The following is a 15,211-nucleotide window of genomic DNA, read 5'->3' on the forward strand; positions in this document are numbered from 1 at the left end:
CCTCCGTCGGGTAACCGTCACTGGCCAACCCCTTGTATCGAGGAGATGTGCTGTGGCACATGCACCGTCATCCGCTAATCACGGGGATCACCCCCTGGGCCCCATGATGCAAGTGGAGAGCAGCCCCCCGGCCGCACCTGGGGGTGGACGGTGGCGCCGGTTCCTGAACAAGATCGGGATCGGTAGGAAGCGCGCCCCAAGGCAGCACGCAGCCGCTCAGCCACCGGTCGCCCCGCAGCAAGTCCCGCCGCCCCCCGGGGCGTACCCTCCGTACGGCGCTCAGCAGTGGGACATGGAAGCGGCCCAGCGGCAGTACCTACAGCAGGTCCAACAGCAGGCCCAAGCCCAGGGTGTGCCGCAATGGCCGGGACATCCCCAGGCGTTCGGCTACCCGGGTGCGGCGCAGTTCGCGCCCCAGCAGACCGGGTGGCAGCAGTCGCTCACCCCCCAGCAGGCGGGAGCGCTGCACGCGGCACAACCCGCCGCGCCTCCGCAGCCCGCCGCACCTCCGCAACCCACCGCGCCTCCGCAGCCCGCCGCGCCGGAGCCAGCGCAGCCCGCCACCGAGACCCCGGCGGAATCGGCGGAACCCGAGGCGAGACCGGAGTCCGGGCCCGGATCCGCGAAACAGGAGCTTGTCACGGCCACGCTGGCCGGACTGGCCATGCGCGACCTCACCCTGGTCGAGTCCATGATCGACATCGTGGAGGATCTCGAGGACACCAGTGAGGATCCGGAGATCCTGGACAAACTGTTCAAGATCGACAACCTCGCCACCCGGATGCGGCGCAACGGCGAGAACCTTCTCGTTCTGGCCGGGCAGGACTCCGGGGACCCCTCCACCGAACCCGTCCCGCTTCTCGACGTCGCCCGCGCCGCGATCTCCGAGATCAGCGACTACCAGCGGGTCCAGCTCGGCAAGCTGCCGGAGCTGTTCATCACGGGAACCAGCGCCGACGACCTCAGCCACCTGCTGGCCGAGCTCATGGACAACGCGACGGAAAAGTCGCCGGACCACGCGCAGGTCGTCATCAGTGCGCAGTCCCTGCCCGACGAACGCCTGCTGATCACCGTCGAGGACGAGGGAATCGGGATCCCGCCAGAGCAACTGAGCGACTTCAACAGCCGGCTCCGCGGTGAACCCATCCTGGACGAGGACGTCATGCGGCACATGGGCCTCTACGTGGTCAGCCGGATCGCCCACAGGTACGGCTTCGAGGTCCAGCTCGAAAGGCGCGCCTTCCGCGGTGTGAGCGCGCACGTGGCGGTGCCGGCCGCGCACTACGATAAGACTGGCCCCAGCCCGGCTGCCAAAACCTCCGAGCGCTCGGTACCCGCGTCGGGTGCCGCGTCGAACGGGCGGCCGGCCCAGCCAGCCCAGCGGTCCGCGACCGCTCCGCGTGAGCAGGTTTCCGGTCCGGAAAAGCCGGCTCCTTCCCCGAGACCGCAGGAGAACAGCAGCGCCATGGACTCGTCGGAGTCGCCGGTGACCTCGGCCGGCCTGCCCCGTCGCAGTGCCCACAGGAACACCACCCCAGTTCCGATGGTCCCTCCGGAAGATGCGGAGTCGACGCAGGGCAGCACGCCTAACGGCGATTCGGCTACCGAGGAGGACACTGACACGGGCGTCAGTAGAGCCGAGCGCATCCGCGCCGACCTCGAGGGGTTCGTCGAGGGGCAGGAAGAGGCGGCCAAACCCGATGACTAGCCCCACATCCCGTGGCCCACGTGTATCTGTAAGCGCAGTACGAGAATCTGGACGGAAATGGACAATCGCTTGAGTGAGAGCGCAGAGAACTTCACTTGGCTCATCTCCAACTTCGTCTCCGAGGTCCCCGGGGTGGAGCACGCGATCGTCGTCTCCTCCGACGGCTTGCTGCTCACTTCTTCGCGCGACTTTGCCGAGCAGCACGCGGAGCAGCTCGCGGCGATCGCGAGCGGTCTGCAGAGCCTGGCCGAGGGAACCTCGAAGATGTTCGCCAAGGGCGACACCGAGCAACTGATCCTGCGGATGCAGCGCGGCTACCTGTTTGTGATGTCCATCAGCGATGGGTCCTCACTTGCGGTGTTGACCTCGGGTGACGCCGACATGAAGATCGTTGCTTACCAGATGACGCTCCTCGTCGAGAGCGCGGGTCACGCCCTGACACCGCAGCTTCGTTCGCAGTTGCGCGAAGTTATGGCCCCGTGATGGATACTCATCCCTGTACCGCCCCTGCACATCGGGGCGCGCATTGGAGCACGAAGAGGTTGCCAGCGCTATGAGTAAACGCAGGAGAAGGGGCGCACGGATCCGCCCGTACACCTTCACGGGGGGTAGGACTCGTTCCCGCCATCCGCTGATGGTGCAGACCTTGGTCTCGGTCGCGGACGCCGGCTCGGCGCCCCCGGCGAACCTCCTTCCGGAGTCGGAAAACATCTACCTGATGTGCCGCGAGACCCGTTCGGTCGCGGAGATCTCCGCCGAGTTGAAGATCCCGATGGGCGTCACCCAGGTGCTACTGAGTGACCTGGCCGATCAGGGCCACGTCTACATTCACCCCACCATCACCGGCCACAGTCCGTCAGAAAACCAAGTTCTGGAGAGGGCGCTCCGTGGACTCGAACGTCTCTTCCAATAATTCCTCAGACCCCGCGTCACTGGTCTCCACCAAGATCGTCGTCGCCGGCGGTTTCGGCGCGGGCAAGACCACTCTCGTCAGTTCGGTATCGGAGATCCCTCCGGTGTCGACCGAGGCGGTCATGACCGAGGCCAGCCGCGAACACGACGACACCACAGTCACGCCGCACAAGGTGACCACGACCGTCGCCATGGACTTCGGCCGGCTCACCCTGGACCAAGAACTGATCATGTACATGTTCGGCACTCCGGGGCAGGCCCGCTTCTGGTTCATGTGGGACGACATCGTTCGGGGCGCGGTCGGGGCGGTCATCGTGGTGGACAGCCGCCGCCTGGCCGACAGTTTCGACGCGGTCGACTACTTCGAGAAGCAGCAGTCGATTCCCTACGTCGTGGCCCTGAACAAGTTCGACGGCACGCTCGAGTACTCGATCGAGCAGATCCGCGAGGCGCTGGAGATCGCCCCCGACGTGCCGATCGTCGACTTCGACGCGCGCGACCGCCGTTCCGCGGGGGGCGTGCTGACCTGCCTGCTGGAGTACACGCTCTCGCGTCCCAAGTCCGGCGAACTGGTCGGGTGACTCGCGGAACCGCCAGCGTCGAGCGACAGCTAGCCCCTGCTGGGGCCGTCACGATATAGGTGCCCCCGGGAACCCGATTCTTCCCGGGGGCACTGTGATGTTTCGCGTGCGCATCGATCCCCGCCCCTTGCGTGGTGAGCCCCGCCCACGCGGGTGGGGCGCGGGAACCCACGACACTCCACGCGCCTTCGCGGGAACGCGGTCCGCACGATCAGCGCACGGGCAGCACCCTGCCAGTCGCGCCACTACCGGCATGATCGACAATTGGTGCCGTACGGAGCGCTGACGGGACGGGAGACCCATGCCAGAGACAGCCACGAACCGCGTGCGGCGCCGAGGGCTCACGGCCCGCGACGCCGCGCTCATCGCGGTGTTCGCGGCCCTGATCGCGGTGCTGAGTATGTCGTTCGTCATCCCCGTCGGGCCGGTCCCGATCACCCTGCAGACGCTTGGGGTGATGCTCGCCCCGAGCCTGCTGGGGGCCAAGCGCGGGACGCTCGCGGTACTGACCTTCCTCGCGCTTGTCGCGGCCGGGCTGCCGCTGCTGCCCGGCGGCCGCGGCGGGGTTATGCCGTTCGTCGGACTCACGGGCGGCTACATGATCGGCTGGGTGCTCGGCGCGCTGGCGATCGGCCTGCTCGCGCAGCGGATGATGCCCCGCTACCGCTTCTGGGGCGGCCTCGGGGCCAACATCCTCGGTGGGATCGTGCTGATCTATCTCATCGGGGTCCCGTGGAGTGCCTACGTGGCGCAGGACGGGCTGCTCGCCACCATTGTCGCCGCCGGACTGTTCCTGCCCGGTGACCTCGCGAAGGCGGTACTGGCCGCGGCGATCGCGACGGCCGTGTTCCGCGCCTATCCCATCCCGCCCGCTGGACGGCCCGTTGACCAGGGCGGCGGTGACGTAGGCTGAGTGTGCCCCCCTTGTCCCGGTACCGACCAGAACCACACCCGCCCCATGCTGCAGTTGGAGAACGTGCGCCACGCCTACGAGGGGCGTACCGTACTCAGCGACGTCACCGCTGAGCTGGTCGAGCACCGCATCGGGATCATCGGCGCGAACGGCTCCGGCAAGTCGACGCTCGCCCGGATGCTCAACGGGCTGATCGTTCCCGATCACGGGCGCGTCCTGCTCGACGGGCGCGACACCCGCAAGCACGCGCGCGAGATCCGGCGGCGGGTCGGGTTCGTCTTCCCCGACCCCGGGACCCAGATCATCATGCCCACGGTCGGCGAGGACGTGGCGATCGGGCTGCGGGGCAGTGGGCTCGACCGCGCCGAGATCGACGGCCGCGTCCAGCGGATCCTGCGCCGGCACGGGCTCGCCGACCACCACGACCACCCGGCGCACCTGCTCTCCGGCGGGCAGAAGCAGATGCTGGCACTGGCCTCCGTCCTGGTCACCTCCCCTGAGGTCCTGGTGTGCGACGAGCCGACGACCCTGCTCGACCTGCGCAACGTCAAGGTGATCGAACGAACCCTGCGCGCGCTCCCGCAGCAGGTCATCCTGCTCACGCACCACCTGGACGCGCTGGCCGGCTTCGACCGGGTGCTGGTCATGGACGAGGGGCGGATCGTCTTCGATGGCGCGCCAACCGCTGCGGTGGCGCACTACACCGACCGCATGGAGCGGGCCGCCGCGGGGGCGGCCGAGGAACCGCTCGGGGGGCACCCCGATGGAGACGAACCAGTCCCGTGAGCGTGCTCGGCCTCTATCTCCCCGGCGACTCGGTCCTCCACCGCACCCCGGCCGGGGTGAAGCTCCTCGCTCTGCTCGGTGCGGTGACCGCCGTCGTGGTCCTCGGTGACCCGTGGATCGCGGTTGGCGCCGCCGTCGGGTGCGCTCTGCTCTACCCGCTGTGCGGGCTGCGGGCGGGGCACGCGTGGCGGATCCTGCGGCCGCTGCTGCCGTTCCTTGTGCTCATCGTGCTGTTCCAGATGCTTGGCGGGGACGCCCTGGTCGCGGTGCGCACCTGTGCGCAGCTTGTTCTCGCCGTGCTGCTGTCGGGTCTGGTCACGTTCACCACCCGGGTCAGCACGATGCTGGCCCTGTTCGAGCGCGTGGCCCGCCCATTGCGGTTCGCCGGGGTGCGCCCGGACCGGCTGGCCCTGGTGCTGGCCCTCACCATCCGCGCGCTTCCGATGGTCGCCGCGGCGTGGCACGCGTCACGCGAGGCCTACCTCGCCCGCGGGCTGCGGGGACGCCCGCACCTCATGGTGGTGCCGGTGATCGTGGGCCTGGTGCGTTCGGCCGAGGCCATGGGGGACGCCATGACCGCGCGCGGCCTCGACTAACGCCACCAACCGTAAATCCTCCGGTACCGGTGCGTTAGCCCGATGGCGCCGCGAAACCCTGTTAACGTACCGGAAGCAGTCTTCTCCGTTTTACGGTCATTTTTCGCTTGCCCAGCGCGTGAAGGTGCCGGAATGCGACAGAGCTGGACGGGTCCCCCGCGTGCCCGGAATCCGCGGTTCCCGGGATGGCCGCGGTTGGCCGGCGCCGCGGCGCTGCTCGCCGTCTCGATCGCGCTGCCGGTCGTCGTCGTGCCGCGCGTACTCGAAACCGGCGGCCCGGCGCGGCAGGAGGCACCCCCGACCCCGCCCCTGGGCCCGGACGCCGCGATCGGAACGGATGACGACGAGCCGGTCCGGCTCGCCCCCGAGGACGCGGAGCGCATCTCGGGTGTCCTGGACGACTACATGGCCGACCGCGCGGGCCGTATCGCGGTCGCGGTGGAGGAGCTGACCACCGGGGCGACCTACGAGTACCAGGCTGACCGCGAGTTCCTCACCGGGAGCCTGGTCAAGCTGGACATCCTGACCCTGATGCTGCTCCGGGCCGACGACGAGGACCGCGACCTCACCCAGCGCGAGCGCGAGCTCGCCGAGGAGATGATCCGCTACAGCGACAACACGATCACCGACAACCTCTTCGCGGACATCGGCTACGGGCCCGGCCTCCTGGAGGGCAACGAGCGCTTCGGGCTGCGCGCGACCGAGCCCAGCCCGGCCAACGTGTGGGGAGCGACCACCACCACCGCCGCCGACCAGCGGCGCCTGTTGCGCGCCGTCTTCACCGACACCGGTCCGTTGTCGGAGCAGAGCCGGGAGATCGCGGCCGAGCTGCTCGGTGATGTGGTGGCCGAGCAGGCATGGGGCGTCTCGGTCGCCGCGGGCGACGGCGGGACCGCCGAGCTCAAGAACGGGTGGGTGCCCATCGACGACCACGGCGGCCGCTGGGTCATCAACAGCGCGGGCCATGTCACCTCCGACAGCAGTGAGTACCTGATCGTCGTCCTCTCCGACCGCCATCTGGACTACTCCTCGGGGATCGAGTGCGTGGAGTACGTCGTCCGCGAGGTCACAGAGGTGCTCGACGAAGAGCTGGCCTGACGGCGGTGCCGCCTGACCGGGGGCGGCTAGGCTGAGGCCGACTGACACTGCCTTCTGGTTGCGGGAGCGAACCGTGCTTGATCTCCGTTCCGACACCGTCACCCGGCCGACTCCTCAGATGCGGCAGGCCATGGCCGAGGCCGAGGTCGGCGACGACGTGTTCGGTGAGGACCCCACCGTTTTGCGGCTTGAGCAGGAGACCGCCGCACTCCTCGGCAAGGAGGCGGCGCTGTACGTGGCGTCCGGCCACATGGCCAACCAGGTCGCCCTCAACGTCGCGGTGGGAAGCGGAGAGGAGGTCTGGGCGCACCAAGGCGCGCACGTCCTGACCGACGAGCAGGGCGCAACGGCGTTCCTGGCGCGGGCACTGCCCCGTGCGTACGACGCGGACGAGGGGTACCCGCCGCAGGACCTACTGGAGCGCTGGGCCGAGGGCATCGACGACGTCCACCGGGCCCGTCCCGCGCTCGTGTGCCTGGAGAACACCTTCTCCGGCCGAGTGATCCCGCTGGCCGAGCAACGACGGGTCGCCAGCTTCGCCCACGCGCACGGCATGCGGCTGCACCTGGACGGCGCGCGGCTGTGGAACGCGGCGGTCGAGCTGGGGGTGCCGCCCGCCGAGGTCGCGGCGGAATCCGACACCGTGTCGGTGTGCTTCTCCAAAGGGCTCGGCGCGCCCGTCGGTTCGGCCGTCGCCGCGGACGCCGAAACCATCAACCGGGCCCGCCGCGTGCGCAAGCTGCTCGGCGGTGGCATGCGCCAGGCCGGGATCATCGCCGCGGGCGCGCTCCACGCGCTGCGCGAGCACCGCGACCGGCTCGCCGACGACCACCGCCGCGCCACCCACCTCGCAGAGCGGATCTCGGGGATCCCGGGCCTGGAGGCGAGCGCCCACACCAACATGGTCTGGGTGACCGCACCAGAGGGACGGGCCGCCGACTACGCTGACGCGTTCGCCGCGCACGGCGTGCGGTGTATCCCCTTCGACCGGGAGACCATCCGGATCGTGCTGCATCTGGAGATCACCGACTCCGACACCGAAGACGCCATCACGCGGATCACCAAGGCGGCCGCACAGGTGTGAGGGCCTTCCTGGTTCGAGCCGCGCGCCGCCTGATGCATCCGGGGAACGAGCGGGGTGTGGGAGGGCCGGTAGCCCTCCCACCTTCCTGTCAGTCGAGCGGCCCGCCGGCGACGTAGATGACCTGGCCCGAGACGAAGCCAGCCTCCTCGCTGGTGAGGAACGCGATGGTGGCGGCGATGTCCTCGGGCTTGCCGGAGCGGCGGACCGGGATCCGGTCGGCCGCGGCCTGCTTGAAGTCCTCGAACTCCATGCCGACCCGGGCGGCGGTCGCCTTGGTCATCTCGGTGACGATGAAGCCGGGTGCCACCGCGTTCGACGTCACCCCGAACTTGCCGAGCTCGACCGCCAGCGTCTTGGCGAAGCCCTGCAGGCCCGCCTTGGCCGACGAGTAGTTCACCTGGCCCCGGTTGCCCTGCGCGGAGGAGCTGGACAGGCTGACGATGCGTCCCCACCCCGCGTTGACCATGTGCTCCTGGACGGCCCGGCTCATCAGGAAGGAACCGCGCAGGTGGACCCCCAGGACGGTGTCCCAGTCGTCCTCCGACATCTTGAAGAGCAGGTTGTCGCGCAGCACGCCGGCGTTGTTCACCAGGATCGTGGGCGGGCCGAGCTGCTCGGCCACCGTGTTCACCGCGGCGCTCACCTGGTCGGCGTCGCTGACATCGGCGCCGACCGCGGTCGCTGTGCCGCCGTCGTTGACGATCTCCTGGACCGTGCCCTTCGCGTCGTCCTCCTTGAGGTCGACGACACCGACCGAGTGGCCTTCGGCCGCCAGCCGCCGCGCGGTTGCCGCTCCGATTCCGCGGGCCGCACCGGTCACGATCGCGACACGTGGGGTCTGGGACATGCTCTACCTCCAGATGGGTTGTCCGGGACGCACGGAAGCGATCCTATCCAGTCCATACCGACTAGGTGGTATGCGGGGCGGCGGCTCAGGAGCTCCCTAGTGTAGGGCTGTCCTCCTCGGCGGCACCGCGCGGCCGGATACCAGGCCGGGTCCAGTCCGGTGGCGCGGGCACCGGCTGGCTCCCAATGGTGGGGAGGGGCGCCGCCGCCCCCGGCGTTCGGAGACAATGGCGCGGGGCGCGCCGTGCCTCCGTTGCGGACCGCGGGAGAATGGGCCCACAGTGTTCGACGCGCATTTGCACATCATCGACCCGCGCTTCCCGCTCGTGGCGAACCAGGGGTATCGCCCCGAACCGTTCACGGTGGCCGACTACCGGGCCCGGGTGGCGGGTCTCGGGGTGACCGGCGGGGCCGTGGTGGCGGGCTCCTACCAGGGGTACGCCACCGACTACCTGGTGACCGCGCTCCGCGAGCTCGGGGAGGGGTTCGTGGGCGTGGCGCAGGTGCCCCCGGACGTCCCGGACGCCCGGCTGTACGAACTGCACACTGCCGGAGTCCGCGCACTGCGGTTCAATCTGCGGCGCCGAGTGGGCAGCGGGGACACCGATACTGCCGCGGATATCGACGGCCTAGTCGAGCTGGGGGAGCGCGCCGCACGGCTGCTCGGCTGGCCCGCCGAGTTCTACGTCGACGCCCGGGAGCTGCCCGCGCTCGCGCCGCGAATCGCCGCGCTACCCAGGGTCAGCGTGGACCATCTCGGACTGTCGGCCGAAGGTCTGCCGGCTCTGCTGGACCTGGTCGCCGCGGGCGCGCGGGTCAAGGCCACCGGCTTCGGCCGGGTCGACATGGATGTTGCCAGCGCGCTGCGCTCAATCGCGGCGGTCGACCGGGGGGCGCTGATGTTCGGCACCGACCTCCCCTCGACCCGGGCGGCGCGGCCGTTCCAGCCCGCCGACCGCGACCTGGTCGTGCGGGCTCTCGGTGCCGAGGTTGCCGAGGACGTCCTCGCGGCGAACGCGCGCGTGTTCTACGGGATCGACGCCGCGGACACGTAGCGGTCCGTTCCCTGCCAGGGACAACTCCCCGCCCGGTTGGAGTTCCTGCCCTCGTGTTCCCATTCATGCCTTTCCGTGTAGTTTGCGGGCGCTCTCGCGAACTTCGCCAAATTACATTGCGAGGAAGTCTGAGTTTTTGCTGAACCGTGTGTGCTCCGTGGCCTAGGATTGCCTGCATGGGGAAGATGCACGTGCATTCGGGTCGTGCACGAACCTCCTTCCCGTGGGGTGCCGGTACGACCCAGCCGGTGCCGCAAAGCGATCGTGACGCGTGCGGACTGCAAAGGGGATCGCGGTGACCGGACAGCCAGCCCAGTTTTCGGTGGGCAGGACGTTGGAGGGTGAATGTTCGCCAGCCCTTGAGTCTGGCCCTCCCCGCACATGGTGGCTTCCCGCGCTGAGCCACGGGTCCTCGGCGCGGACACCTCCCCGGGGCACAGCCAGCCACGAAAGGCTTTCCTGGAGGCTCGACGCCGATCCCACGGCGCCTGCTGTGGCGCGCGAGATCGCACGCGGCATTCTGCGCGAGTGGGGCATGACCCGCTTCGCCGCTGACGTCGAGCTCGTTGTTTCCGAGTTGGTCACCAACGCGCTGCGGCACGGGCCCGATCCGGGGGCCAGCGGGGGCGACTGCCTCCTGCAGCTCACGATGATGCGCCGGGGCGGAGAGCTCGTCTGCGCCGTGCGCGACGCCAACGACCGGATCCCGGTGCGGCGCGAGCCCGACTTCATGCTGGAGACCGGGCGGGGGCTGCGCCTGGTGTCCTGCTTCGCCGCAAGCTGGGGCGCGGTGCCGACCGTGCCCGTAGGCAAGTTCGTGTGGGCACTGTTTCGCTAGCCCGAACATCCATTACGGTGCATGCCAGGGGATGTGAGGGACTCCACTGCCGAATGAATTCGCGGTCATGGCGCCCCGTCAACTAACCGGAAGTTCTCATGGGCGTTATCGTGTAAACGTGGACAGACACCGCGGTGCGGTGGTCGGGCTCCTCGGGCAGGCAACGGTGAAGCAGTGAAGGGTGGGGTCACAGTGGCTGTGGACTTTGCCCGACTCAAAGAGGGCAGCGGTCCCACGGTCCGCCGCATGCTCCTCGGTTCAGAACTGCGCAAGTACCGCGAGGCCAAGGGGATAAGCCGAAGCGACGCCGGCCACGAGATCCGCGGGTCCGAGTCCAAGATCAGCCGAATGGAACTGGGCCGCGTCGGGTTCAAGCCGCGCGATGTCGAGGACCTGCTGAAGTTCTACGGGGTCGACGACGAGGAGCTGATCACCACACTGGTGCAGCTCGCGAAGGACACCAATAAGCCCGGTTGGTGGCAGCAGTACGGTGAGGCGCTTCCCGACTGGTTCCAGGTCTACGTGGGCCTGGAGGAGGCGGCCACCCGGATCCGGCTGTACGAGGCGCAGTTCATTCCCGGCCTGCTGCAGACCGAGGAGTACGCCCGCGCGGTTATCACCGGAGGATCGCCCGGTCCCGATCCCAGCGTGGAGGACCGCGTGGCGGTGCGGATGCGCCGGCAAAGCCGTCTCGAGGAGGAGGCCGGCGTCAAGCTGTGGGCCATCCTGGACGAGACCGCTCTGCGCCGGCCCGTGGGTGGGGTCGGCATCATGGCCCGGCAGTTACAACGGCTGATCGAGCTGTGCGATTACCCCAACATTACGTTGCAGGTTATTCCGTTCAGCATCGGAGCGCACGCGGCCGAGGCCGGTTCCTTCACGATCCTGCGCTATCCCGATTTCGATCTTTCCGACATCGTCTACCTGGAACAGCTCACGGGTTCGCTCTGTCTGGACAAACGCAGTGAGATCGACACCTACACGATGGCGATGGAACGGTTGAGCGTCGTGGCGGAACCGCCGGTCGAGACCCGCGGAATCCTGAAGAACATGATCGACGATCTCTGAGCGCCGCAGTGTTCCCCGCCTGAGCGGGAGGAGCCCCACCCTCCCTCTGATCACCCTCCGGTGATCGTTTTCGGGGACTCCTCCCTTTGTGGTTCGCGCGCCCGGGTGGGCTGAGGGGATTAGCTCACCAGGTTGTCGAAGTCGCCGTCCTTGGCACCCATGATCAGCGCGTCGACCTCAGCCTGGGTGTAGACCAGGGCGGGGCCGTCGGGGAAGCGGGAGTTGCGCATGGCGATCGAGCCATCGGTGAGCCGGGCCATCTCCACGCACGCGCCGCGGGAATTGCTGCGCTGACTCTTCTGCCAGGTAACGCCCTGCAGGTCAGATGCAGCGATGCCGTTGTGAACGGTCACGGGATGCTCCTTACGTCCAACTGGAGTGTGCGGGTTTCACGTACGGCGCTGGATGCACATCCTTATGCACGTGCATCCGCACCGTACTTTGAACAGGATAGCGCACGTGCATTTGGATGTCCCCGACTTTCTCAGGTGGGTATCGTCGTGTGATCTCCGGAAATCCCCCAGGTGGGAATGCATCAAGGGCCCCGCCGTGGCGGCGGGGCCCTTGGTCGTCCGTGGCGAAGGAGTGGGTCAGGAACAGCGCAGGGCGGAGTCCAACGCATCGAGGTTGGCGCGCATGCCGGAGGGGTAGTCGTCACCGGGAGACTCGTCGGTGATCCCGCCGAGCGGGTCGAGCACGGCGGTCTCGGCGCCCGTCTCCTCGGCGATCGTCTCGGCGGTGTCGGTCGGGGTCAACGTCTCGGTGAAGACCGTCGTGACGTCGTGCTCCTCCACGAGGTCGGCCACCTCGGCGATCCGGGCCGGCGACGGCTCGGAGTCGGACTCCAGCCCGCTGATGCTGATCTGGTTCAGGTCGTAGCTCTCGGCGAGGTAGCCGAACGCGGCGTGGTTCACCACTATGTCGCGGCTCTCGCACGCGTCCAGGGTGTCGGCGTACTCCTGGTCGATCCCGGTCAACGTGTCGATGGTCGTTTCGGCATTGGCCCGGTAGTCGGCGGCGTTGTCCGGGTCGACCTCGGCAAGCTGCTCGGCCAGCCCTTCGGTGGCCTGGGACATCCGGTCGAGGTCGAGCCACATGTGCGGATCCTCCTCGCCGTGCTCGTCATGCTCGCCGTCTTCGCCGTGGCCGTCCTCCTCGCCGTGCTCCTCGCCGTGCTCCTCGTGCTCGCCGTCTTCGCCGTGGCCGTCCTCCTCCTCGCCGGCGGGGCGGAGCTCGACGAGGTCGGCGACATCCAGCGCGTTCTCGCCGCCCTCCTGGTCGATGGCGTCGTCGACCGCCGGCTGCAGCCCTGAGACGTAGAACGCGACATCGGCCTCGCTCACCTGGCCGACCTGGCGGGGGGACAGTTCGAGGGCGTGTGGGTCGACTCCTGGCTCGGTCAGGTTGTCCACGTCGGCGTGCTCGCCGCCGACTTGCGTGGCCAACCATTCGAGCGGGTAGACGCCGGTGACGACACTGGCTCCCGCGCCGCCACCCTCGCTCGTCTCCTCACCGCAGCCGCTCGCGGTCACGGCCAGCACGCTGGCGGCGCACGCCGCTGTCATCCTTACCGACATCGAAGATCGCATGGATCAATCTTCGCCGAAAATGAAAATGATTGTCAATTTAGGTCGGTTTGGGGCGAACCGGATTCGAAGACTGGCGCGCGGAGGCACAGGCCGACCGCCGGGCGTCAGCTGATCTCGGCGAACCGCTCGACGTCGTTGGTCTTCCCGGCGACGACGATGATGTCGCCCTTCTGCGGGACCGTCTCGGCGGTTGCGTAGGTGAACGCCTCACCGTGCCGTTTGATGCAGACAACGGTGATGCCGCGCTTGGAGCGGACTCCGGTCTCGCCGAGCTTGCGGCCGATCAGTTCGCGCGGGGCGCGGGTCTTGCCGAGCGCGAAGTTCTCCTCCAACTCGACGTAGTCGAGCATCCGGCCCGACACCAGGTGGGCGACGCGCTCGCCCATGTCGTGCTCGGGAAGGATCACGTGGTGGGTGCCGATCTGCTGCAGGATCCGGCCGTGCCGCCGGCTGGTCGCCTTGGCCCAGATGTCGGGGACGCCCATGTCCACCAGCAGGGAGGTGGCCAGGATGCTCTCCTCCAGGTGGGTTCCGATGGCGACCACGGCCCGCTTGAACTCCTCGGCGCCGACCTGGCGAAGCGCCTCGTCGTCAGTGGCGTCGGCGACCACGGTATGGGTGAGCGCGTCGGCATAAGCCTGGACCAGCCGCGGGGTGGAGTCCATGCCCAATACCTCCCACCCGTGCTTCACGAGCTCCAGGGCGAGGGAACTGCCGAACCTGCCCAGCCCGATGACGAGTACCCGCTTGTCGTGGGGCCTAGTGCGCTGCACTGTTCTCTCCCTATGTTCCGTCAGCCGATGATCGGCCGGGACTCGGCTAGATCGTATCGACGGCGCCGTTCGCGCAGTGCCAGCGCTGAGGCGAAGGTGATCGGCCCGATCCGGCCCGCCACCATCAGCACGATCAGCAGTACCTGAGCGGCCGGCGGCAGATCCGGGGTGATGCCGGTGGACAGCCCGACGACTCCAGCCGCGGACACTACCTCGAAGAGCACCTGGGTGAACTTGAACGGGGTGGTCGCGAGCAGGACGACCGTCGACACGACCACTACCGTCATCAACAGGAACATCAGGCTCAGTGCTTCCCGGATGGCGTTGGAGGACAGCCGCCGCCCGAAGACGTGCACGCCGGCGTGGCCGCGGATCTCCGACCACACCACCAGGAAGATCACAGCGAGGGTCGCGACCTTGATGCCGCCCGCCGTGCCCGCGCTCCCGTTACCGACGAACATCAGCATGATGGTCACGAGCAGCGAGGAGTCGTCCATCGTGCCCACGTCGAGGACGTTGAACCCGCCGCTGCGCGGCATCACCCCGTGGAAGATGCCGTCGACCAGCCGCGCCGGCCAGCTCAGCGAGCCGAGCGTGGCGGGGTTGGACCACTCCAGCACGATCACGACCAGCGAGCCGCCGAGGTAGAGCAGCAGCGTGGTGTACACCGTGAGCTTGGCGTGCAGTGTCCAGTGGGACGGGCGCCACAGGTGCCGGCGCAGCTCCAGCAGGATCGGAAAGCCCAGGCCGCCCACGATGGTCGCGAACGCCACGGTCAGCAGGATGATCGGGTCACCGGAGAAACGCGTGAGGCTGTCGGCGTAGAGCGACAGCCCTGCGTTGTTGAACGCCGAGACCGCGTGGAAGACACCACTGTAGAGGGCGGCGCCCAGCGAGAGGTCGTGCCCCAGCCACATCCGGGGGATGATGATCAACGCGATCACGCCCTCGCAGATGAGGCTCACCACGCCGATGCGCATCACCACACCGCGGACCTCGCCAACGGCGAGGTTGCGCGTCTCGGCCTGCGCGCTGAGCTGCATCCGCAACCCGAAGCGGCGGATCACCACGGCTCCCAGGACCGACGCCAGGGCCATGATGCCGATACCACCCGCCTGGATCAGCACAATGACGACGACGTGCCCGAACACGGACAAGTCGGCGCCGATCGCGATGATGGTCAGGCCGCAGACGGCAAGGGACGTCGTCGCGGTGAACAGCGCCTCGACGACGGTGAGCTGTTCGTCGCCCGTGGTCGCGGCGGGTAGCAGCAGGAGCCCCGCTCCCGCGAGGTCGACGATGGCGAACAGGATGACGAACATCCGTGCCGGCCGCAGCCAAGGGAACCGGGGGATCTCCTGGAC

Annotated in this window: 17 protein-coding genes; 12 read left to right on the plus strand and 5 right to left on the minus strand. The window is 68.5% G+C overall.

The features are described 5' to 3' along the window. The first annotated feature begins 292 nt into the window (after nucleotides 1-292). From F4561_RS04565 to F4561_RS04605, 9 genes are all read left to right on the plus strand, one after another. Complete coding sequence (locus F4561_RS04565; RefSeq protein ID WP_184575084.1) at nucleotides 293-1,708, plus strand: sensor histidine kinase; 1,416 nt, start codon at nucleotides 293-295, stop codon at nucleotides 1,706-1,708. Nucleotides 1,709-1,765: 57 nt separating this feature from the next. Then, nucleotides 1,766-2,191 carry a roadblock/LC7 domain-containing protein gene (locus F4561_RS04570; RefSeq protein ID WP_184575087.1) on the plus strand — a complete coding sequence of 142 codons (426 nt, stop codon included), beginning with the start codon at nucleotides 1,766-1,768 and terminating at the stop codon, nucleotides 2,189-2,191. Nucleotides 2,192-2,261: 70 nt separating this feature from the next. Further along, entirely contained in the window at nucleotides 2,262-2,621 is a 360-nt protein-coding gene (locus F4561_RS04575) for a DUF742 domain-containing protein (RefSeq protein ID WP_184575089.1), read from the plus strand. After that, complete coding sequence (locus tag F4561_RS04580) at nucleotides 2,596-3,201, plus strand: GTP-binding protein (RefSeq protein ID WP_376773632.1); 606 nt, start codon at nucleotides 2,596-2,598, stop codon at nucleotides 3,199-3,201. Before F4561_RS04575 ends, F4561_RS04580 begins: the two co-directional genes overlap by 26 nt. Before the next feature lie 301 nt (nucleotides 3,202-3,502). Next, complete coding sequence (locus tag F4561_RS04585) at nucleotides 3,503-4,114, plus strand: biotin transporter BioY (protein WP_184575091.1); 612 nt, start codon at nucleotides 3,503-3,505, stop codon at nucleotides 4,112-4,114. A 45-nt stretch (nucleotides 4,115-4,159) separates the two neighbouring features. Further along, nucleotides 4,160-4,900 carry an energy-coupling factor ABC transporter ATP-binding protein gene (locus F4561_RS04590; RefSeq protein ID WP_184575093.1) on the plus strand — a complete coding sequence of 247 codons (741 nt, stop codon included), beginning with the start codon at nucleotides 4,160-4,162 and terminating at the stop codon, nucleotides 4,898-4,900. Beyond that, nucleotides 4,897-5,496, plus strand: a complete 600-nt coding sequence (locus F4561_RS04595; RefSeq protein ID WP_184575095.1) for an energy-coupling factor transporter transmembrane component T family protein — start codon at nucleotides 4,897-4,899, stop codon at nucleotides 5,494-5,496. The genes F4561_RS04590 and F4561_RS04595 overlap by 4 nt, the downstream gene beginning before the upstream one ends. A 132-nt stretch (nucleotides 5,497-5,628) precedes the next feature. Next, complete coding sequence (locus tag F4561_RS04600; protein WP_246437135.1) at nucleotides 5,629-6,594, plus strand: serine hydrolase; 966 nt, start codon at nucleotides 5,629-5,631, stop codon at nucleotides 6,592-6,594. A 73-nt stretch (nucleotides 6,595-6,667) separates the two neighbouring features. Continuing rightward, on the plus strand, nucleotides 6,668-7,678 hold the full coding sequence (locus F4561_RS04605) for a threonine aldolase family protein (RefSeq protein WP_184575097.1): 1,011 nt from the start codon (nucleotides 6,668-6,670) through the stop codon (nucleotides 7,676-7,678). Nucleotides 7,679-7,766: 88 nt separating this feature from the next. On the opposite strand, the gene fabG is transcribed toward F4561_RS04605, so the two are convergent. Beyond that, nucleotides 7,767-8,525, minus strand: a complete 759-nt coding sequence (fabG, locus tag F4561_RS04610; RefSeq protein WP_184575099.1) for a 3-oxoacyl-ACP reductase FabG — start codon at nucleotides 8,523-8,525, stop codon at nucleotides 7,767-7,769. A gap of 280 nt (nucleotides 8,526-8,805) precedes the next feature. Between fabG and F4561_RS04615 the strand changes: the two genes are divergently transcribed. From F4561_RS04615 to F4561_RS04625, 3 genes are all read left to right on the plus strand, one after another. Next, nucleotides 8,806-9,579, plus strand: a complete 774-nt coding sequence (locus tag F4561_RS04615; protein WP_312885143.1) for an amidohydrolase family protein — start codon at nucleotides 8,806-8,808, stop codon at nucleotides 9,577-9,579. 322 nt (nucleotides 9,580-9,901) lie between these two features. After that, complete coding sequence (locus F4561_RS04620) at nucleotides 9,902-10,417, plus strand: ATP-binding protein (RefSeq protein WP_312885574.1); 516 nt, start codon at nucleotides 9,902-9,904, stop codon at nucleotides 10,415-10,417. Between the two features lie 198 nt (nucleotides 10,418-10,615). Then, complete coding sequence (locus F4561_RS04625; RefSeq protein ID WP_512698662.1) at nucleotides 10,616-11,485, plus strand: Sco1979 family transcriptional regulator; 870 nt, start codon at nucleotides 10,616-10,618, stop codon at nucleotides 11,483-11,485. A 119-nt stretch (nucleotides 11,486-11,604) separates the two neighbouring features. Here the strand turns inward: F4561_RS04625 and F4561_RS04630 are convergent, their stop codons facing one another. The 4 genes from F4561_RS04630 to F4561_RS04645 all read right to left on the minus strand — a co-directional run bounded on the left by F4561_RS04630 (nucleotide 11,605) and on the right by F4561_RS04645 (nucleotide 15,169). Further along, a complete protein-coding gene (locus F4561_RS04630; protein ID WP_184575103.1) occupies nucleotides 11,605-11,838 on the minus strand; it encodes a DUF397 domain-containing protein in 234 nt (77 codons plus the stop codon). A gap of 237 nt (nucleotides 11,839-12,075) precedes the next feature. After that, nucleotides 12,076-13,074: a metal ABC transporter substrate-binding protein gene (locus F4561_RS04635; protein ID WP_184575105.1), complete on the minus strand. Its 999-nt coding sequence runs from the start codon at nucleotides 13,072-13,074 to the stop codon at nucleotides 12,076-12,078. 104 nt (nucleotides 13,075-13,178) lie between these two features. Beyond that, nucleotides 13,179-13,847: a potassium channel family protein gene (locus tag F4561_RS04640; protein WP_184575107.1), complete on the minus strand. Its 669-nt coding sequence runs from the start codon at nucleotides 13,845-13,847 to the stop codon at nucleotides 13,179-13,181. 20 nt (nucleotides 13,848-13,867) lie between these two features. Further along, on the minus strand, nucleotides 13,868-15,169 hold the full coding sequence (locus F4561_RS04645) for a TrkH family potassium uptake protein (RefSeq protein ID WP_246437402.1): 1,302 nt from the start codon (nucleotides 15,167-15,169) through the stop codon (nucleotides 13,868-13,870). Between the last annotated feature and the right edge of the window lie 42 nt (nucleotides 15,170-15,211).

It is taken from the genome of Lipingzhangella halophila, from assembly GCF_014203805.1.
Classification (GTDB): Bacteria; Actinomycetota; Actinomycetes; order Streptosporangiales; family Streptosporangiaceae; genus Lipingzhangella; species Lipingzhangella halophila.